This window comes from Pseudomonas baetica (genome assembly GCF_002813455.1).
Lineage (GTDB): Bacteria > Pseudomonadota > Gammaproteobacteria > Pseudomonadales > Pseudomonadaceae > Aquipseudomonas > Aquipseudomonas baetica.
On sequence record NZ_PHHE01000001.1, the window covers coordinates 6,101,643 to 6,120,392 of the forward strand.

The window sequence follows — 18,750 nt, forward strand, 5'->3', positions numbered from 1 at the left end:
AGCACGTACATGCAGCGCCTCTTCCTTTCGTTGTTGATCTGCCTGGGCTTCGTGCTCCCGGCCACGGCTCAGGCCTGGTGGCAGGACGACTGGCATTACCGCAAACAGATCGCCGTCGACACCACGCCGCAAGGCGCAGCAATCAATCAGGCCCTGGGCCGCACCGCGCTGCTGGTGCGTCTGCACACCGGCAACTTCACCTTCGACGGCGTCAAGGAAGACGGCTCGGACCTGCGCTTTGTCAGCGCCGATGACAAGACCGTGCTCAATCACCAGATCGAAAGCTTCGATGCGCTGATGGGCATGGCGCTGATCTGGGTCGATGTACCGAATGTCGAGGGCGGTCAGCGCCAAGACATCTGGATGTATTACGGCAACCAGAAAGCTCCGGCCACCGGCAACGGTCAACTGACCTTCGATCCGAATTACACCGCGCTGTATCACTTCGACGGCGCCACCGGCACCCCGGCCAAAGACACCACCGCCTACGGCAACACCGCGCAAAGCGCGACCGGCGCGGCGATTGACGGCGTAGTCGGGCGGGCCTTGCAGTTCACCGGCCAACCACTGCTGTTGCCGGCCAGTCTGTCGTTGCAGCACAACGCTGGCAGCGCATTCACCTTCAGTGCCTGGCTGCGCCTGGATCAGGCCAATGGCGAACAACTGATTCTGGCCCGCCGGGAAGGCGCCAACAGTCTGCTGGTCGGCGTCAATCAAGGCGTGCCGTTCGTGGAAATCGACGGCCAGCGCGCGGTCGCCACGCAACCGCTCAATCCGGGCCAATGGCAACACGTCGCGCTGACCGCCGAAGGCTCCAAAGTCACCCTGTACATCAATGGCCGCGAAGGCACGACACTGGCGGTCGCGATGCCCGCGTTCAACTCGGTCATGGCCATCGGCGCGGATCTTTCCGCCAGTGCCTTGCAGCCATTCGTGGGCGCCATCGACGAACTGCGTCTGTCGAAAGTCGCCCGTCCTGCGCCGCTGATCCTGGCCGATGCCACCTCGCAAGGTGCCGAGTCGAAACTGGTGGCTTACGGCGTTGATGAAGAACAGTCCGGTTACGGCTTCGGCAGCCTCGGCTTCCTGCTCAATGCTGTGCCAGTGGACGCCTGGGTGATCATCGCCGTGCTGGTGCTGATGATGTTCCAGTCGTGGATCATCATGCTGCGCAAGAACCGCACGCTCGGTCGCGTCAGCAAGGCCAACGAAGCCTTCCGCGAGCAGTTCGCCAAGGTCGGCACGCGTCTGGAAATGTTCGCTGACGACGCGCAACTCGCTCAGCGCCTGCAACATTCGTCGCTGTGGCGCCTGTATCTGGTGGCGGTGAAAGAGATCCGCACCCGCCGCGAGCAGGGCGCCGATACCTCCTCGGTTTCCGCTGCAACCATCGAAGCCATTCGTTGCTCGATGGACGGCGTGCGCACCCGGGAAAACCAGGCCCTCAGCTCGAAACTCTCGACCCTGTCCAACGCCATCGCCGGCGGCCCGTATATCGGCCTGCTCGGCACCGTGCTGGGGATCATGGTGGTGTTCCTCGGCACTGCGATGGCCGGCGACGTCAACATCAATGCGATCGCCCCCGGCATGGCCGCGGCGTTGCTGGCCACGGCGATGGGCCTGTTCGTCGCGATCCCGGCGCTGTTTGGCTACAACCGCCTGATCACCCGCAACAAGGAAGTCAGCGCCGACATGCGCGTGTTCGTCGACGAGTTCATCACCCGTCTGGCGGAGATGCACGGCGAGAGCCAGTTCAGTGAGGCGGCGCATCAGCGCGGCCATCACGCCAACCACTCCGTACCGGCCTGAGGAGCACTGACATGGCGTCCGTAAATGCCTCCCACGACGATGACGAAGACGCAGCGGTGGACAGCATCAACATCACCCCGCTGGTGGATGTGCTGATGGTGGTGCTGGTGATGTTCATCCTCACTGCCACCGCGCAGGTCTCCGGGATCCAGATCAACTTGCCCAAGGCCAGCGCTTCAGTGTCCTTGTCCGAAGCCAAGACCAAGGCGATTTCGGTCAACGATGGCGGGCAAGTGTTCCTCGATGCCTACCCGGTGACGCTGGCCGAACTGGAAGAACGCCTGCGCATCGAGAAGGCGCAGAGCCCGGACTTCCCGGTGATCGTGCGCGGCGATGCGACGGTGCAATACCAGAAAGTCATCGAAGTGCTGGATCTGCTGCGCCGGCTCGAACTGTCCCAGGTCGGTCTTGTGACCGGCAAACCGACGCAGGGCTGAGTGATGACCGCACAACTCCCGATCGAGCCGCTGCCGGTGAAGCCGTCGCCACTGCGCTTTGTGAAGTGGGGCGCCGGGCTGCTGCTCGGTGCCATCGCCGCGTGGTTCCTCTGGCAGTGGGCCAACGACATGAGTGGCGTGCGCCGCGAAGCACCGAAAGTGCCGACGATCATTCCGTTGCCGCCACCGCCGCCACCCGAGAAGCCGCCAGAGCCGGAAACCCCGGTGGAAGAAAAAGTCGTCGAGCCCGAGCCAACGCCCGAACCCGAAGAGGTCAAGCCCGAAGAAGAGGCGCCGCCATCGCCGGCGGACGATCTGGCCAACCCGATGCAAATGGACGGCGATGCGCAGTCCGGCAACGACGCCTTCAACATCGGCGCGGGCAAGGGCGGCGGCATGGCCGGCGCTGGGGGCGGGCGCTTGGGTAACGGCACGTACAGCCAGTTCCTCGCGTTCACCTTTCAGAAGCTGCTGCGCGAGAACCCCGAGCTGCGCAACCTCGCTTTCACCCTGCAGGCCGATGTCTGGCTGAGCAGCGTCGGTGAGATCACCCGGGTCGAGCTGATCAAGTCCAGTGGCAACCCGCAAATCGATACCCAGGTTCTGGCGGCACTGCGCAACGCGCCGCACTTAAGTGAACGGCCACCGGCCTCCATGACTTTGCCTGTACGCCTGTCCCTGCAAGGGCGGCGTCCGGGTTAACCGAATTCTTAGATTTTTGCCAAAAGGAGTTGTGTGCAGATGATTTCCAACGTGAGTCGATTGTCCCTGGCGGCCGGCATGGTCATCGCGACCCTGGTCGGTCAGGCCGCAGCGGCGCCTGCGCCCTCGGAGAACGCCACGATCAATCTGATCCGCTTGCTGGTCGAGCAGGGCATTCTGAAGCAGGACAAGGCTGACGCCCTGATCGCTCAAGCGCAGAACGAAGCGGCGCAGGCCAAACAGGCTGCCGCAACCACGGCGGTGGCGGCAGGCCCCGTTGCAGCGCCGGGCGATGTGCGCGTGCAATACGTGCCGGCGGCGGTGCGCGACCAGATCCGCGATCAGGTCAAAGCTGAAGTCATGGCCACCGCCAAGCAAGAAAACTGGGCCGCGCCCAACACCTTCCCGGACTGGGCCTCGCGCATCAGCTTTGACGGTGATATTCGTCTGCGTGACGAATCGCGCTACTACTCGGGCAGCAACAGCAACGAAATCGTCGATTTTGCCAAACTCAACAACAACGGCCCCTACGACGTGAACCCCAACAGCAGCACCAACCTGCCGCCGTTGCTCAACACCCGCGAAGACCGCGAAAACCTGTTCCGTCTGCGCGCACGGCTGGGCATGAAAGCCGTTATTTCGCCGGAATGGACCGCCGGCATCCGCATCGGTACCGGCTCCGACAACAACCCGGTGTCGACCACGCAGAACCTCGGCGGCGGTTTCGCCAAGAAAGACATCTGGCTCGATCAGGGTTACCTGAACTGGAAACCCACGGATGAGCTGACCCTGACCGGTGGCCGCTTCGCCAACCCGTTCATGTCCACCGACATGCTGTATTCCAACGACCTGAACTTCGACGGCGTCGCGGCGATTTTCGACCACAAACTCAATCGTGATTGGGGCGTGTTCGGTACCGTCGGCGCATTCCCGGTGGACTACACCAACGACACCGCCAGCAGCAACGGTTTTGACAAGGAAGAGAGCGACAACAAATGGCTGTACGGCGCGCAGATCGGCGCCAAGTGGGCAATCAACAGCAACAACCGTTTGAAGGGCGCACTGGCTTACTACCGTTTCGACGACATCGAAGGCCAGCGCTCCAGCCCTTGCACTCCGTGGGCCGGTGCCCCGGGTTGCGACAGCGATGGCAGCCGCGCGGCGTTCATGCAGAAGGGCAACAGCGTGTTCCTGCTGCGTGACATCACGCCAAACCCGCTCAACCCGACGACTACGCCGCAGCCGCAATTTGTCGGCCTCGCCTCCGAATTCAACTTGCTCGACCTGAACATGGTCTGGGATGCCGACCTGCCGGAAGACTTCAAGCTGCGCAGCCAGGGCAACTACATCCACAACCTCGGTTACGACGAAGGCGATATGCGCAAGCGTTCGGCCGGACAGGTCGTCAACAACCTCAACAGCAATGGCGATATCGAAAGCGGCGCCAATGCGTGGATGGTGCAGTTCACCCTCGGCAATGCGCTGGACCTGAAGAAGCAGGGCGACTGGAATATGTTTGCCGGCTACAAGTACATCCAGCCGGATGCCTTGCCGGACGGCTTCAACGACTCGTCGTTCCACCTCGGCGGCACCAACGCCAAGGGCTATTTCATCGGCGGCAACTACGGCCTGGCGAAGAACGTTTATGCGACGGGTCGCTGGATGAGCACGGAAGCGGTGTACGGCGCACCGTTCGACATCGACGTCATGCAGCTTGAGATCAACACGCGCTTCTAAGGCGCCGGGAGAACGATCATGCACGCACGAGTTTTACTGCTGGGGCTGAGTTTGTTCATCGCCCAGAACGCTAGCGCCGAAGGCATGGAAGAACGCCTGCGTACCCAGTTGCGCAGCACCACTCAGCAGTTGCAGGCCCTGCAAAGCCAGCAGGCCCAGGCCAGCGCCGCGCAACTGGCGGCGCAGAACGAGGTCAAGGCCGCGCAGGCGCAAATCAAGCAATTGAGCGCCGAACTGGCCAAGGCCAAAGGCGTCGCCGAGCAACTGGCCGGGCAACAACAGAGCCTGCACAGCCAGGCTCTGGCGCAAGTCGCGGCCAGCGCTGAGCAGACCGGCAAGTTCAAAAAGGCCTATGACGAGTTGCTGGTCATGGCCCGTGCCAAAGAGGCAGAACGGTCTAAGCTTCAAGCGCAATTGGCTGAACGTGACACACAAGTGCAGCAATGTTCAGTCAAGAATCAGCAGATGTACGGCGTCGCCAAACAGATCCTCAGCGCCTACGAAACCATCGATGTGGCCGAGGTGATGAAGATTCGCCAGCCCTTCGCGGGCAGCGCCCGGGTCAAGTTCGATGAACTGGCCCAGGGGTTCGGCGACGAGCTCTACAAGACTCAATTCGACGCGCCGCAAGCCGCGCTCTCGCACTGATTAAAAGCCTGATAAACAAGGAAGAAACAATGACTCAATTGATCAGCCACGTTTCCCCGCAATCGTTGACCGACGTCCTGCAAGCCGCCGGTTATCGCGTCAACCAGACCGAACAGAACGGCATCGTCCAGTTGCTCAGCGCCAGCCAGGGCATTGGCTACGCCGTGCGCTTCGGCAACCCGGCGGTGGAGCAGGGCAGCTATGTCGATTTCACTTTCAGCTGTGCGCTGCGGGTGCAGGGTGAATTACCGCAGGGTGTGGCCGAGCAGTGGAACGCGACCCGTCGTTTTGCCCGCTTGTCGTTGCAGGGCGAGTTTCTGGTGATGGAGATGGACGTGGTGCTGGCCGCCGGCGTCAGCAACGATCACCTGCGCGGCAACCTGGAATTGTGGGATCGCCTGTTGCAGGAGTTCATCGTTTACCTGCGTGACTTCAGTCAGGCCGCACAAGCCTCATCGGCAAATGTGGCCGTTGCCGAGCAAGAGGAAGTCGCGCTGTGAAAAAGCCTGCCATGGTGATCGGCGCTGGAGCAGTGGCGCTGTTGGTGGTAGCCGTGGCGCTGGTGGTGCGGCCGGGCAGTGACCCGGTCGCCGCCCAGCAATCGTCGCCAGTGGCGGCGGTTGCTGGCGGGCCAGCGGTGGCGCGGTTGGGTAATCAGCAGGTGTCGCCGCAGGAGTTGCAGGCGTTACTGTCGACCGTCGCGCCTGAAGCCCGTGAACAACTGCGCGCTAATCGTGAAGCGCTGGAACGCTGGATTCGCACGCGACTGGCGGAAAAAGCCGTGTTGGAGCAGGCCGATGCGCAGGGTTGGGCGCAGCGTCCGGACGTTGCGCGGCAGACTCGCGCGGCGACTGAGCAGATTGTTTTTCGCGATTACCTGCGCGCCGTCAGCGAGGTGCCGGCGGATTACCCGAGTGCGGCCGATTTGCACAAAGCCTATGACGCCGGCAAGGCGAATTGGCAGACCCCGGCGTTGTACCGGGTCAGCCAGATTTTTCTTGGGGTGAACGAGCCGCAGAACCTTGAAGCCGTACGCAAGCAGGCAGCGGATTTGAGCAAGAAGGCGCAGGCCACACCGGAGGACTTTGCCGCACTGGCGAGCCAGTATTCGCAGGACCGCGTCACCGCCGAGCGCGGCGGCGATAGCGGCCTGCAACCGTTGCAGCAGCTGGTGCCGGAGGTGCGCGGTGCGGTGGCACGGCTCAAGGTTGGCAGCGTGTCTGAGCCGGTGCAGAGCGCGGCCGGGTTTCATGTCATCAAGCTCACCGAGCAGCAACCGGCGCGTACCGCGACGCTGGATGAATTGCGCGATCAACTGACCCAGGCCTTGCGGGCCCAGCGTCAGGAGCAAATTGCCCAGGCGTATCTGGACGGCATGCTCAATACCGCGACGTTGAGTATTGATGGGGCAGAACTGAACAAAGTCCTCGAGGAAAAACAATAGTCCTGATGCAGCGCAAATCCCCTGTGGGAGCGGGCTTGCTCGCGAAAGCGTCGGTCAATCCAATATCGTTGGTACCTGACGCACCGCATTCGCGAGCAGGCTCGCTCCCACATTTAAACCTAGGCGTTTTCCAGTACAAAGATCGACAGGGAGTCATCGATGTCATTCACCGAATCCGCAGGACGACAGGGCGGCGCCGAGTTTCGCTGGGCGCAGGACGCCAGCGAACCCTGGCTGTCACACGCCGCGACCATCGACGCCGAGGTCGCGCAGTACTTTCTGGTCAGTGCCCGTTGCGGTTGCTTTATGCAAGCAGCGCGCAGCCTGAACGTGCGTTCGACCCTGTTGCGCAAACAATTGGCGCAGCTTGAGCAGGCACTCCAGCATTCCCTGTTCAGCTTTCAGGGCAGCGCCTTGAGCCTGACCCGCGAAGGTCAGCAGTTGCAGGCAAAACTGCTCGCCCTGGCCAACGAGCGCAAACTACCGGTGGTTGAACAGCCGCTGATCCGCCTGGCCGTCGCCGAATCGATCCTGCACGACATCCTTGGCCGCGACCTGATTGCGCTACTGCGCCGCAATGCCAGCGTACGCCTGGAAATCATCGCCCTTGACAGCGAACTGTCGCTGCGTGCGGTCAGCGCTGACGTCGTCCTGTGGCTGGCCCACGGCGAGACGCCGCTGCCCGGCCCGGCCTTCGCCACCAATCCACCGCAGCCCTTGGCGAGCCTTGACTACTTGCCACACATCGCCAAACGCTACTCCCGCGTCACCGCACGCCCTGACAGCCCCGACGACCTTGCGGATTTCATGCTGGTGCAATGGCAACACGATCGGCAGATCGACAGCTTCCGCCCGTGGAATGAACTGGTCGAGCAACGTCTGGCCGGCGTGGTGCAGATGCAATCTTATGACCTGATGCTGGAAATGATCCGCTGCAGTGCGTGCATCGGTTTGCTGCCGGCGTACATGAGCCGCTACGACCGCGGACTGGTGGCGTTGCCGGGTTTGTTCAGCGAACCGATGCAGCTTAAGGCATGGCTGGCGGTGAACATCGAGTCGCAACATATCGCCGAAGTGCAAACCTTGGTGGAACTGATTCACCACACGTTCAACGAACGCCAGGAATGGTTTCAGCACTGAGCCCATTTCCTCCTGAAACCCGAATCCCCTGTGGGAGGGGGCTTGCTCCCGAATGCGCTGGACCATTCAAGGATGAGGGGGCTGACCCACTGCTTTGGGGAGCAAGCCCCCTCCCACATATTGATCTCGCCAGATTCGAGGTTTGCGGTTTAGAGTGGTCGGCCACACATCGATCCAGGACGGATCTGCCATGCCCGAGCACAACCCCACCATTGATCTCGAACGTTTCAACGATTCCCACGTCGAGGCTGTCACCGCGCTGTACAACGACCCGGCCGTGGCCCGCCAGGTGCTGCAGATGCCGTTTCAGTCCGTCGAGGTCTGGCGTCAACGGGTGATGGCGGATAGCGAGCGGGCGTTGAAACTGGTGGCGCTGCATCAGGGCGAGGTGATCGGCCATTTGGGCCTGGAGCACTATTCACGGATTCGCCGCAGCCACGCCGGCAGCTTCGGCATGGGCGTGGCGGTGGCCTGGCAGGGCAAAGGCGTGGGTTCAACGTTGCTGGCGGCGGCGCTGGATGTCGCCGACAACTGGATGAACCTGCACCGTGTCGAACTGACGGTGTATGCCGATAACGAAGCGGCCATCGCTTTGTACCGCAAGTTCGGGTTTGAAGACGAAGGGCTGTTTCGCGACTACGCGGTGCGCGACGGGCAATGGGTCGACACCCTGAGCATGGCCCGCCTGCGCCGCCCGCCTAAAGCCTGACTCAGTCACCCAGCGCGAAGGCCACCGCCGACTGCGCATGCAGTTCGGTGGTGTCGAGCAAGGGCAGGGTGCTGTGTTCGGGTTTGATCAGCAGGCCGATTTCCGTGCAGCCAAGAATGATCGCCTGGGCGCCGCGCGCGGTCAGGGATTCGATTACTTGCTGGTAAATCTTGCGCGACGATTCGCTGATCACTCCGACACAGAGTTCGTCGTAGATGATCCGGTGTACTTCCTTGCGCTCTGTTTCGTCCGGCACTAACACGGTCAAACCCTTGGCGACCAGGCGTTGCTTGAGGAAATCCTGTTCCATGGTGAATGCGGTGCCGAGCAATCCGACCGTGCGTGCATCTATGTTCAGAGCCGCCTGTGCGGCCGGTTCGGCAATGTGCAAAAACGCAATGCTGATCGCCGCCTGAATCTGCTCGGCAACCTTGTGCATGGTGTTGGTACACAGCACCACGCATTCGGCGCCGCCGGCTTCGAGCCTGCGCGCCGCATCCACCAGGATCGCCGCCGCATCGTCCCAGCGCCCGGCGTGCTGGGCCTGTTCGACGGGGCCGAAGTCGACGCTGTACATCAGCACCTGCGCCGAGCGCAATGGGCCGAGGCGATCACGCACCTGTTGATTGATGATTCGATAGTATTCGGCGCTGGACTCCCAGCTCATGCCGCCGATCAGACCGATGATGCGCATTGGGTTTTCCCTGGTTATGAAGGTTGGGCTGCGACAGAGTGTCCATTTGTTCAAGGGCGCATGCCAGTGCAAAGCCAACTGTACCGTCGATCCTTGTGCAAAGTGTCCCGGTGTCGGCTTTCGAGGATAAACGTACGGCAGCGCTTCGATCTGTCACTATCGACTATCGCAGGCTCTCTCCCGAGGAACGTACCGATGAACGACGTACAACAGCTGGGCGAAATGCTTCGTCACTATGCCGAGAGTGAGGCGCACAAGAAGCAATTGTTCGAAACGCAGTCGCAGGCGTGGGCAGCCCGCATTACCGAATTGTTCGGGCAGATCCAGCAATGGCTGGAACCGGTGCAGGCACCGAATCTGCTGGAGGTCAGCCGTGAGGCGTATGTCGCCTTCGGTCCGAGCACGCCGGTCGAGACTTCGACCTTCAAGACCGAGAAGCTGACGATCGTGATTGCCGGCAAACCGGTGGAGTTCGTGCCGGATGTGATGGGCAGCGCGGGGCAGATTTCACTGGCGGTGATGGGTTTGACGGCGGCGCGCTACGGCAGTATTTCGCTGGTGGGGTTGCCGAGCGGTGAGTGGCAGTGGCGCAAGACCAATGGTTTGAAGGATCCGGATACGTTTGCCTTCGACGCAAACTTCCTCGCTCAACAGTTGCAGAGCCTGATCCCTCGCGACCGTACCTGAGCCCCCAAGAAAACACGCATTCCCCCTGTAGGAGCTGCCGCAGGCTGCGATCTTTTGATCTGTTTTTTTAAACGCGAGATCAAAAGATCGCAGCCTGCGGCAGCTCCTACAGGAGGTTACATCTCCAGATTGACCCACCCCGGCTTCGCCACCTCCGGCGCCACCGCTTTCACGGTTTTGCCAGTAGCCAACTCAACCCGCCGCGCCACCTCCGGATCATCGGCAAACGGCGTAAGGCTCGCATCATCCAGGCTCTCGGCAGTCTCATGCCGCAAGCAGTACTCCACCGCCAGCCACAAAAACACCACGCCCAACCCATTCAATAAGATATCGAACATCACGGGCTCCCTGCCTCAGGCGATCTGCGCTTCACTGCGCGCCAGCGCTACGTCGGCAACCCGCACCGTGCGCCACACGTTGTAGGCCATCAACAGCATGCCGCTGAGGAAAAACACCCCGCCGGCAAAGCGCACGATGAACCCCGGATGACTGGCTTGCAGCGCTTCGACGAACGAATAGGTCAGCGTGCCGTCCTCGTTGATCGCCCGCCACATCAGGCCTTGCGTGATGCCGTTGACCCACATCGACGCGATGTAAAGCACGGTGCCGATGGTCGCCAGCCAGAAGTGCAGGTTGATCAGCGGCGTGCTGTACATCTGCTCGCGGCCGAAGACTTTCGGCACCATGTGATAGGTCGCGCCAAATGTGATCATCGCCACCCAGCCCAGCGCCCCGGCGTGTACGTGGCCAATGGTCCAATCGGTGTAGTGGGAGAGGGCGTTGACGGTCTTGATCGCCATCATCGGTCCTTCGAAGGTCGACATGCCGTAGAACGCCAGCGACAGGACCAGGAAGCGCAAGATCGGATCGGTACGCAACTTATGCCAGGCGCCCGAGAGCGTCATCATGCCGTTGATCATGCCGCCCCAGCTCGGCGCCAGCAGGATCAGCGACATCGCCATGCCGAGTGACTGCGCCCAGTCCGGCAACGCGGTGTAGTGCAAATGGTGCGGGCCGGCCCAGATGTACAGGGTGATCAGCGCCCAGAAATGCACGATCGACAGGCGATACGAGTACACCGGCCGGTTGACCTGTTTCGGCACGAAGTAATACATCATCCCGAGGAACCCGGTGGTCAGGAAGAACCCCACCGCATTATGCCCGTACCACCACTGCACCATGGCGTCGGTGGCCCCGGAATACACCGGATAGGACTTGAACCAGTCCACCGGAATCGACAGGTGATTGACCACGTGCAGCATGGCGATCACCAGAATGAACGCACCAAAAAACCAGTTGCCGACGTAAATGTGTTTGGTTTTGCGCTGCACCACGGTGGTGAAGAACACAATGGCGTACGCGACCCAGACCACGGCCATCCACACCGCGCCGGAGAATTCGATCTCGGCATATTCCTTGGTGGTGGTGTAACCCAGCGGCAGGGTGATCAGCATGACCACGATCACCGATTGCCAGCCCCAGAAAGTGAACGCGGCGAGTTTGTCCGAGTACAGCCGCACCTGGCAGGTGCGTTGCACGGCGTAGTAACTGGCAGCGAATTGCGCGCTGCCGGCGAAACCGAAAATCACCAGACTGGTGTGCAGTGGTCGCAAGCGGCCGAAGGTTGTCCATTGCAGGTCCAGATTCATCTCTGGCCAAACCAGTTGCGAGGCGATCCATACCCCCATCGCCATCCCGACGACACCCCAGAAAACCGTCGCGATAACGAATTGGCGGACGACCTTGTAGTTATAGGCCTGTCCGATTGTTGCTGTGCTCATGGTCAGTTCATCCACGGTTGCAAAGTCTTGCCAGGCCACCCGGTCTGGCATGGGTTGCACTGTAGGAATAACGCCAGAAACAAAACAGGCTCAGGAAAATTTCATTTATACGGATCAGATGGAAGTGCTGCCTGCGGCGTTCTGCCGCGCCCTGATATGGTTTTTATACGTTCAGGTGAATCTGTAACGAACTGCGCCGTTCGGCCATAGTCAGGGAAAATCCACAGTTTGATCTGTGATCAATCCTGATGAGGTGGCAGCAGCATGTATCAATACGACGATTACGACCGCGCTCTGGTGTTCGAGCGCGTTGCGCAATTCCGCGATCAGGTCGAGCGCTTCATGGCGGGCGAGTTGAGTGAAGAGGAGTTCCTGCCGCTGCGTCTGCAAAACGGTCTGTACATGCAAAAGCACGCCTACATGCTGCGTGTGGCCATTCCCTACGGCACGCTCAGTGCCGAGCAAATGCGTACGCTGGCGAGCATCGCCAGCGATTACGACCGTGGTTACGGTCACTTCACCACGCGGCAGAACATGCAGTTCAACTGGATCGAACTGGCCCAGGTGCCGGATATCCTTGACCGCCTGGCGCAGGTCAACATGCATGCGATCCAGACCTCCGGTAATTGCGTGCGCAACATCACCACCGAAGCGTTCGCCGGGGTCGCAGCGGACGAGATGATCGACCCGCGTCCGTTGGCGGAGATCCTGCGGCAATGGTCGACGATCAACCCGGAATTCCTGTTCCTGCCGCGCAAATTCAAGATCGCCATCTGCTCGGCGAAGCAGGATCGCGCAGCAATCATGATGCATGACATCGGCCTCTACCTTTATCCAGGTCATAGCGGGCAAATGCTGTTGCGGGTGATTGTCGGCGGCGGTTTGGGGCGCACCCCCATCCTGGGTCTGCAGATCCGCGAAGGCTTGCCGTGGCAGCATTTGTTGTCCTACGTCGAGGCGGTGCTGCGCGTGTACAACCGCCATGGCCGGCGCGACAACAAGTACAAGGCGCGGATCAAGATTCTGGTCAAGGCGCTGGGGATCGAGGCGTTCGCCAAAGAGGTCGAAGAGGAATGGCAGCACCACAAGGACGGCCCGGCGCAACTGACCGATGCCGAGTATGAGCGGGTCGCCAGTGCGTTCGTGCCGCCGATCTATCACACGTTGCCCGACACCGATCTGGACTTCGGCACCCGCCTGGCCGAGAGCCCGGCCTTCGCCCGTTGGGTTGCGCGCAATGTACAACCGCACAAGAAACCGGGGTACACCAGCGTTGTGCTGTCGACCAAACCGGGCCTGGCCGCACCGCCGGGCGATGTCACGGGGGGGCAGATGCTGGCGGTGGCCGATTGGTCGGAGCGTTTCGGTTTTGGCGAAATCCGCATTGCCCACGAGCAGAACATCGTCCTGCCGGATGTGCCGAAAGCCGATCTGTATGCGCTGTGGCAATTGGCGTGTGAGCGAGGTCTTGGCAGTGCCAACATCGGCCTGCTGACCGACATCATTGCCTGCCCCGGTGGCGATTTCTGCGCACTGGCCAACGCCAAGTCGATCCCGATTGCCCAGGCGATTCAGGCGCGTTTCGACAATCTCGATTACCTGCATGATCTTGGTGACATCAGCTTGAATATCTCCGGCTGCATGAACGCTTGCGGCCACCACCACATCGGCAATATCGGCATCCTTGGCGTCGACAAGAACGGCAGCGAGTGGTACCAGATCACCCTCGGTGGCGCGCAAGGCAAGCACAGCGCGCTGGGCAAGGTCATCGGCCCGTCATTCAGCGCCGCCGAAGTGCCGCAGGTGATCGAGCGGATCATTGGCACCTTCGTGCGCTACCGCGAGAGTGAGGAATTGTTTGTCGACACGCTGGCGCGAATCGGCCTGGAGCCGTTCAAGGAGCGCGTGTATCCGAAAGCGCTGGAGGTCTCGGCATGAACAATCTGCTGCGGCTGGAGCAGGGGGTGGCGCGCATTGAAAGGGCTGATCCGTGGATGCTGGTTCGCGAGCCGTCGACGCCAAGGCCTGCAGGGTTGTTGATTCTGCCGCTGGCCCATTGGCTGCAATCGCCGTCGACCCACGCGGTGTGGCTTGGGCCGGACGATGAGGTCGAAAGCCTGGTGCCGTGGCTGGCGTCGCTGCCGCTGATCGCGCTGGACTTCCCCAGCTTTCGCGACGGCCGCGCCTACAGTCAGGCGTATCTGCTGCGTAGCCGTTTCGGCTGGGCAGGGGAGTTGCGCGCGATTGGCGATGTGTTGCGTGATCAACTCAGCCATATGCGCCAATGCGGGTTCGACAGTTTTGCCGTGCGTGAGGACAAGTCGGCGGAGGATGCGCTGAAGGGACTGGCCGGGATGAGCGTGTTGTATGGGCGCTCGGTGATCGAACCACGCCCGTTGTTCCGTCGGCGCTGACGATCTTTTGATCTTGCTTTTACCACCGGGGAAACCCTTAGAACCTTGGCCAATCGGGCATTTTTCCTTGGGTCGATGCTGGCCTTTTGGTAGAGTCGCGCTCGCCAGCGGGTTTTCGGCTGGCCGATGGAACCGAAGAAGGGAGTCTGATCAGTGAGTCCGGGCAAGAAAATCCTGGGCCTCACCGCGTTGCTTTTGATGCTGACGCTGTGGGCCAGTTACTTTTATGTATTCAAGGAAAACCGCGACGGCCAGCTCGGCGGTGTCGGCGAAAGCACGGCGTGGTGCGGTACTCCGCCGTCCACCGAAGCGGCGTTGCTGGGCAAGGACCAACTGACCTTGCGCGTGACCAATAACCTGCGCGGCGAGTTCATGCTCAGCGGTTCTCTGGTGGTCTCCGAACGCACCTTCAACCGTTATGACCTGAGCCGCAACGAACTGCGCCTGCGTCTGGAGCCGTTGCAGTGGTCCTACGGCGCTACGCCGATCTTCCTTGAACAGGTCAAGGTTCAACCACTGAGCCGCAACCTCTCGGCCACCAACAAAAGCGCCTACGCCGAACTTGAACCTCGTCCGATCGGCGTTCAGGGCCAGGTCACCGAGTTTCCCTTCGACACTTACCGCTACGGCTACAAACCGGTGCTCTATTACCTCAAGGGCAGCGAGCGCATCGACCTGCGCTTCAAGAACATCACCACGTTGATGGAGATGTCCAACACCTTCACGCCGATCCAGAAGTACAACCGCGTCGACTATATCAACGAGAAAAACTCGATGATTCGCGACGATGACTACAAGGCCTACGGCCCGCACGAATGCGCATTCAGTGTCGAACGCAAGGGCTCGTTCAAGGTTGTGGTGCTGTCGCTGCTGCTGGTGCTGTGCCTGCCGCTGTTGCTGGTGTTCTACCGCAATGAGCCGGGAATCGATTTCCTCGCCACGCTGGTGGGTGTTGCCGTGGTGCGGGTGCTGCTGATCGGGCCGGTGCAGGACTTCCAGCTGTACAACATCGACTTCCTGTTTGGAGCGGCGATTTTGCTGGTGGGCACGGTGTCGCTGATCAAGGCGATGCGGATCAACAGTCGGCGTGAGATGGCGCTGAGAAGTGGCGAAACTTCCTCCTGGTAACACACTACCCCCTGTAGGAGCTGCCGAAGGCTCGGGCCGCGATCGGAGTCATTGCGGCCCAAAGGGGCTATTTCAGCTCCGGATCCCCCATATTCATCTTCTTCCACCCCTGCAACAGCACCTGCGCCTTGGGCTCCTGCCCACTGTCGAGATACCACTGAATCAGCGACAACCGCGCATTGCGGTTCGCCGGTTGTACCTTGAGCAGGCCTTCCAGCACCGCACACGCCTCATCAACCTTGCCACTTTCATGCAACGCCACCGCCAGCACATAACCGTACTGAGCGTTCTGCGGCTCCAGTTGCGCGGCTTTTTTCAGCGGTGACATGGCCTCGGCCGCCTTGCCCGCGCGGATCAGCGCCAGACCTTGGGTGTGCTGCAACAGCGCCGCGTCCGGATGCTGCTTGAGGCTGTCATCCAGCAGGGTCTGCGCCTCCTGGCCACGACCATTGGCTTCCAGCCATTGCACCAGCGTGACCAGCGCCGGGTAGAAGTCCGGATCGCGTTTGAGTGCCGAACGCAACAGACCTTCGACGTCCGAACCACGGCCACTGGCCTGATACAACATCGCCAGATTCAGATTGGCCTCGGCACGCTCCAGCAGACTCTTCTGCACCGCTTCGTACTCGGCAATCGCCGCATCCCAATTGGCTTGCGCCGCACCGAGCCCGTTATTGCGCGCAACACTCAACAGATCCCGCGCGGCAACGATGCGCACGGCTTTCACCGGATCGCCCAGCAACGGCGCCAACAACGGCGCGCGCTCCGGCGGCGGCAGGAATGCACTGATCGCCCGCACGGCACTTTCGCGCACCTGAGGCGCCGGGTTCTTCAGATCTTGCGTGGCCAGCTTCAAGGCCTGTTCGCTCGGATACAGCGGCAACTGCGCGAGCAAGGTCGCGCGTTGGATCGCTGGCAGGTTGCTGCGCTGCAACTGCTCGTACAGCGCATCAGCAGCCCCCGGCTGGCCATTGCGGATCAGCCACAGGCTTTCGTCATAACGCGGTGCCTGCGGTGTAGAGGACGCACTCCACAACTTGAACTGCGCGGTGACCTTGTCGCCAGCCTTGCCCCGATGACAGTTCAGGCAGGCATCCGGTGTGCCGAGTTTCTGCGCACGCTCAGGGTTGGGAATGCTGAAGCTGTGGTCATGGCGCAAGTCGTTGCCCATGTAGAATTTGCCGGGCATGTGACAATCCACGCATTGCGAACCGGGCTGACCCGGTGTGTGGCGAGTGTGTTCGAAGGAATCGTAGTTCTTCGCTTGCAGGCCCTTGCCATCAACGCCCTCGACCGACGTCTTGCCGGCAGTGTTGTGGCATTGCAGGCACACCGCATTGCCCGGCGCCTTCAGTTCGGTGCTGTGCGGGTTGTGGCAATTGCTGCAACGCACGCCCTTGTCAAACATTTTGCTTTGCAGGAACGAGCCGTGTTCGAAGACCTCATCCTTGATCTTGCCGTCCAGCGCATACAGTTCACGGGTGAGGGTGCTCGGCAAGTAATCGTCCATCAAACGCTTGCCGACGGTATAGCCATCGCCCAAAGGCGCACGACGCGCGTGGCAGCGGGCGCAGGTTTCGATCTCGACGGTGGCGTTCTTGTCCTTGAGATCGACATCGAAACCCTGATGGATCAGATCAGTTTTTTTCTGCGTCCATTCCAAGTGATTTGATGCCGGCCCGTGACACGCCTGGCAACCGACGCCGAGGCTGTTCCACTGACTGTTGAAGGTATTGCTAGACGCATCGAAATTGCGCTTGAACCCGGTGGTGTGACACTCGACGCACATGAAGTTGGCGTTCTGGCTCGGCTTGCTCCAGTGCAACGGATTCTTGAAGTTGACGCCCTGGCCGGGGTAGAGGTGAAACCAGCGGTTTTTCTCTGTATCCCAGGCCACGCCGAGCGCCTGCAAGCGACCTTCGCCGACCTCGATCAGGTATTGCTGCAACGGCGCGATGCCAAAGGTGTAGGCGACTTTGAAATCGGCATTCTTGCCATCGATACCGGGCGTATTAACCCAGAACTCGTCGCCCTTGCGCGCGAAGCGTGTGGTCTCGTTTTCGGCTTTGAAGGTGACGTTGTTGAAGTCGCCGAGCATCGTTTCAGCGTTCGCCGGTTGCATCGCCAATTGGTGATGCGAGCCTTGCCAGTCCTTGACCTGTTCTGTGTGGCAGCCTTGGCATTGTTGCTCATCGACCATCGTTGCCGCTTTGCTCGCCAGAGCGTGTTGCGGTTTGGCGGGCGCCGCGACAGGCGCGCTGATCGGCGCCGGCTTCAGCGGTGCCGATGCAGGCTTGAACAGAAACCAGCCGATGCCCGCTACGACGGCGAGCAGCACGGCGATGGTGATTGGGAACAGGTACTTTGAAATGGAAGGTTGCGTCGAATCAGGGTCAGGTTGTGCTGTTTTATTTTTATGCTTGGGCATTGCGACTTCCGTAGTCCAGGTGCATTTGCCGTCTGGCGTGCGTTCAAGCTCGGTGCAGCTTTGCCGGATGCTCGGCGTCTGTCAAATGACGCTTGTGATCCGCCGCGCAGCCCTGCGTGAATATTGTGCTTTGCCATCGCAATTACTGCGGTTTTAGCTATACCTGTAATTCCCCCGGGCAAAGTTTTTGGCCTTCTGACAGGAGTTACAGCATGAAGCTAGCAGTGATGATGGGCACGCTGTGCATTGCCACCGTCGCAATGGTGGGTTGTTCCAGCAAAACCGTCGACCCGAAAGAGTACTCAGGCTTTCTCAAAGACTACAGCCAGCTCAAGGAGGCCAAATCCCCGTCCGGTGCCGAAGTGATGCGCTGGATCGATCCAAAGGTCGACATCAAGAAATTCAACAGTGTGTACATCGAGCCGACTCAGCTTTACCCGAAACCGCAACCGAGCGCGAAGATCTCGCAACAAACCCTCAATGGCATCACCTCCTACTACGATCAGGCGCTCAAACGTGAGATCGGTAAAGACTTGCCGCTTGCCACCGGCCCGGGCCCAGGCGTGATTGTGGTGCGTGCGGCGATCACCGCCGTCAGCAGCTCGACCGAAGGCCTGCACGCGTATGAAGTGATTCCGATCGCCCTGGTCGCCGCTGCGGTCAGCACCGCCAGCGGTATCCGCGATCAGGAAACCACTCTGGCTACCGAAGCGGTGTTCCTCGATGGCGCCAGCAACAAAGTGATCGCGCAAGTAGTACGCAAAGGCACCGGCAAGCCGTTGGAAAATGACTCGCAGGCGATGTCGGCCAATGACGTCAAACCTGTGATCGATGGCTGGGCATCGGACCTGCGTCAGTCGTATCTCAAGTTGAAGTCCGGGTCCAAATAATTCAGCGCGGTTGATGGCCCCATCGCGGGCAAGCCCGCTCCCACAGGGTTCGGCGTTGTGAATACGATTGTTGACTCACATCGATCCCTGTGGGAGCGGGCT

At 60.8% G+C, this 18,750-nt stretch carries 18 protein-coding genes; 14 read left to right on the forward strand and 4 right to left on the reverse strand.

Going from position 1 to position 18,750, the window contains the following annotated elements:
• Positions 1–9 precede the first annotated feature (9 nt).
• From ATI02_RS28365 to ATI02_RS28405, 9 genes are all read left to right on the forward strand, one after another.
• Positions 10–1,809 (forward strand): DUF2341 domain-containing protein, encoded by a 1,800-nt coding sequence (locus ATI02_RS28365; RefSeq protein WP_100848006.1) that lies wholly within the window; start codon positions 10–12, stop codon positions 1,807–1,809.
• 11 nt (positions 1,810–1,820) lie between these two features.
• Positions 1,821–2,246, forward strand: coding sequence for an ExbD/TolR family protein (locus ATI02_RS28370; protein WP_003224462.1), 426 nt, complete (start codon positions 1,821–1,823; stop codon positions 2,244–2,246).
• 3 nt (positions 2,247–2,249) lie between these two features.
• Entirely contained in the window at positions 2,250–2,948 is a 699-nt protein-coding gene (locus ATI02_RS28375) for an energy transducer TonB (protein ID WP_100848007.1), read from the forward strand.
• Positions 2,949–2,987: 39 nt separating this feature from the next.
• Entirely contained in the window at positions 2,988–4,685 is a 1,698-nt protein-coding gene (locus tag ATI02_RS28380) for a putative porin (protein ID WP_095189952.1), read from the forward strand.
• 18 nt (positions 4,686–4,703) lie between these two features.
• Positions 4,704–5,333, forward strand: a complete 630-nt coding sequence (locus ATI02_RS28385; protein WP_100848008.1) for a DNA repair protein — start codon at positions 4,704–4,706, stop codon at positions 5,331–5,333.
• Positions 5,334–5,362: 29 nt separating this feature from the next.
• Positions 5,363–5,833: a YbjN domain-containing protein gene (locus tag ATI02_RS28390; RefSeq protein ID WP_100848009.1), complete on the forward strand. Its 471-nt coding sequence runs from the start codon at positions 5,363–5,365 to the stop codon at positions 5,831–5,833.
• Positions 5,830–6,777: a peptidylprolyl isomerase gene (locus tag ATI02_RS28395; RefSeq protein WP_100848010.1), complete on the forward strand. Its 948-nt coding sequence runs from the start codon at positions 5,830–5,832 to the stop codon at positions 6,775–6,777. The genes ATI02_RS28390 and ATI02_RS28395 overlap by 4 nt, the downstream gene beginning before the upstream one ends.
• 159 nt (positions 6,778–6,936) lie before the next feature.
• Entirely contained in the window at positions 6,937–7,917 is a 981-nt protein-coding gene (locus tag ATI02_RS28400; protein WP_095189948.1) for a LysR substrate-binding domain-containing protein, read from the forward strand.
• A 190-nt stretch (positions 7,918–8,107) separates the two neighbouring features.
• The gene (locus ATI02_RS28405; RefSeq protein ID WP_095189947.1) at positions 8,108–8,626 is read left to right on the forward strand and encodes a GNAT family N-acetyltransferase; all 519 of its coding nucleotides are present in this window, start codon (positions 8,108–8,110) and stop codon (positions 8,624–8,626) included.
• Position 8,627: 1 nt separating this feature from the next.
• Here ATI02_RS28405 and ATI02_RS28410 read toward each other — a convergent pair whose 3' ends face one another.
• Complete coding sequence (locus tag ATI02_RS28410) at positions 8,628–9,320, reverse strand: aspartate/glutamate racemase family protein (protein WP_100848011.1); 693 nt, start codon at positions 9,318–9,320, stop codon at positions 8,628–8,630.
• Positions 9,321–9,515: 195 nt separating this feature from the next.
• On the opposite strand from ATI02_RS28410, the gene ATI02_RS28415 reads away from it, so the two are divergent.
• A complete protein-coding gene (locus ATI02_RS28415) occupies positions 9,516–10,007 on the forward strand; it encodes a hypothetical protein (protein ID WP_095189945.1) in 492 nt (163 codons plus the stop codon).
• A gap of 116 nt (positions 10,008–10,123) precedes the next feature.
• Here ATI02_RS28415 and ATI02_RS28425 read toward each other — a convergent pair whose 3' ends face one another.
• Both ATI02_RS28425 and ccoN read right to left on the reverse strand, forming a co-directional pair.
• Positions 10,124–10,345 carry a CcoQ/FixQ family Cbb3-type cytochrome c oxidase assembly chaperone gene (locus ATI02_RS28425; protein ID WP_095191670.1) on the reverse strand — a complete coding sequence of 74 codons (222 nt, stop codon included), beginning with the start codon at positions 10,343–10,345 and terminating at the stop codon, positions 10,124–10,126.
• Between the two features lie 15 nt (positions 10,346–10,360).
• On the reverse strand, positions 10,361–11,788 hold the full coding sequence (gene ccoN / locus ATI02_RS28430) for a cytochrome-c oxidase, cbb3-type subunit I (protein ID WP_100848517.1): 1,428 nt from the start codon (positions 11,786–11,788) through the stop codon (positions 10,361–10,363).
• Between the two features lie 264 nt (positions 11,789–12,052).
• Here ccoN and ATI02_RS28440 point away from each other — a divergent pair, with 264 nt between their 5' ends.
• The 3 genes from ATI02_RS28440 to ATI02_RS28450 all read left to right on the forward strand — a co-directional run bounded on the left by ATI02_RS28440 (position 12,053) and on the right by ATI02_RS28450 (position 15,330).
• Entirely contained in the window at positions 12,053–13,726 is a 1,674-nt protein-coding gene (locus tag ATI02_RS28440; protein ID WP_100848012.1) for a nitrite reductase NirA, read from the forward strand.
• Positions 13,723–14,202, forward strand: a complete 480-nt coding sequence (locus ATI02_RS28445) for a DUF934 domain-containing protein (protein ID WP_100848013.1) — start codon at positions 13,723–13,725, stop codon at positions 14,200–14,202. Before ATI02_RS28440 ends, ATI02_RS28445 begins: the two co-directional genes overlap by 4 nt.
• A 153-nt stretch (positions 14,203–14,355) precedes the next feature.
• Positions 14,356–15,330, forward strand: a complete 975-nt coding sequence (locus ATI02_RS28450; protein ID WP_100848014.1) for a hypothetical protein — start codon at positions 14,356–14,358, stop codon at positions 15,328–15,330.
• A gap of 67 nt (positions 15,331–15,397) precedes the next feature.
• Here the strand turns inward: ATI02_RS28450 and ATI02_RS28455 are convergent, their stop codons facing one another.
• A complete protein-coding gene (locus ATI02_RS28455; RefSeq protein WP_100848015.1) occupies positions 15,398–17,758 on the reverse strand; it encodes a tetratricopeptide repeat protein in 2,361 nt (786 codons plus the stop codon).
• A 212-nt stretch (positions 17,759–17,970) separates the two neighbouring features.
• Between ATI02_RS28455 and ATI02_RS28460 the strand changes: the two genes are divergently transcribed.
• Complete coding sequence (locus ATI02_RS28460) at positions 17,971–18,648, forward strand: DUF3313 domain-containing protein (protein WP_095191675.1); 678 nt, start codon at positions 17,971–17,973, stop codon at positions 18,646–18,648.
• The last annotated feature ends 102 nt before the right edge of the window (positions 18,649–18,750 follow it).

Coding starts and splice junctions, on each gene's coding strand:
- ATI02_RS28405 (WP_095189947.1), top strand. CDS start 8,108: ATGCCCGAGCACAACCCCACCATTGATCTCGAACGTTTCAACGATTCC.
- ATI02_RS28410 (WP_100848011.1), bottom strand. CDS start 9,320: ATGCGCATCATCGGTCTGATCGGCGGCATGAGCTGGGAGTCCAGCGCC.
- ATI02_RS28380 (WP_095189952.1), top strand. CDS start 2,988: ATGATTTCCAACGTGAGTCGATTGTCCCTGGCGGCCGGCATGGTCATC.
- ATI02_RS28460 (WP_095191675.1), top strand. CDS start 17,971: ATGAAGCTAGCAGTGATGATGGGCACGCTGTGCATTGCCACCGTCGCA.
- ATI02_RS28385 (WP_100848008.1), top strand. CDS start 4,704: ATGCACGCACGAGTTTTACTGCTGGGGCTGAGTTTGTTCATCGCCCAG.
- ccoN (WP_100848517.1), bottom strand. CDS start 11,788: ATGAGCACAGCAACAATCGGACAGGCCTATAACTACAAGGTCGTCCGC.
- ATI02_RS28400 (WP_095189948.1), top strand. CDS start 6,937: ATGTCATTCACCGAATCCGCAGGACGACAGGGCGGCGCCGAGTTTCGC.
- ATI02_RS28425 (WP_095191670.1), bottom strand. CDS start 10,345: ATGTTCGATATCTTATTGAATGGGTTGGGCGTGGTGTTTTTGTGGCTG.
- ATI02_RS28390 (WP_100848009.1), top strand. CDS start 5,363: ATGACTCAATTGATCAGCCACGTTTCCCCGCAATCGTTGACCGACGTC.
- ATI02_RS28440 (WP_100848012.1), top strand. CDS start 12,053: ATGTATCAATACGACGATTACGACCGCGCTCTGGTGTTCGAGCGCGTT.
- ATI02_RS28415 (WP_095189945.1), top strand. CDS start 9,516: ATGAACGACGTACAACAGCTGGGCGAAATGCTTCGTCACTATGCCGAG.
- ATI02_RS28445 (WP_100848013.1), top strand. CDS start 13,723: ATGAACAATCTGCTGCGGCTGGAGCAGGGGGTGGCGCGCATTGAAAGG.
- ATI02_RS28455 (WP_100848015.1), bottom strand. CDS start 17,758: ATGCCCAAGCATAAAAATAAAACAGCACAACCTGACCCTGATTCGACG.
- ATI02_RS28375 (WP_100848007.1), top strand. CDS start 2,250: ATGACCGCACAACTCCCGATCGAGCCGCTGCCGGTGAAGCCGTCGCCA.
- ATI02_RS28365 (WP_100848006.1), top strand. CDS start 10: ATGCAGCGCCTCTTCCTTTCGTTGTTGATCTGCCTGGGCTTCGTGCTC.
- ATI02_RS28370 (WP_003224462.1), top strand. CDS start 1,821: ATGGCGTCCGTAAATGCCTCCCACGACGATGACGAAGACGCAGCGGTG.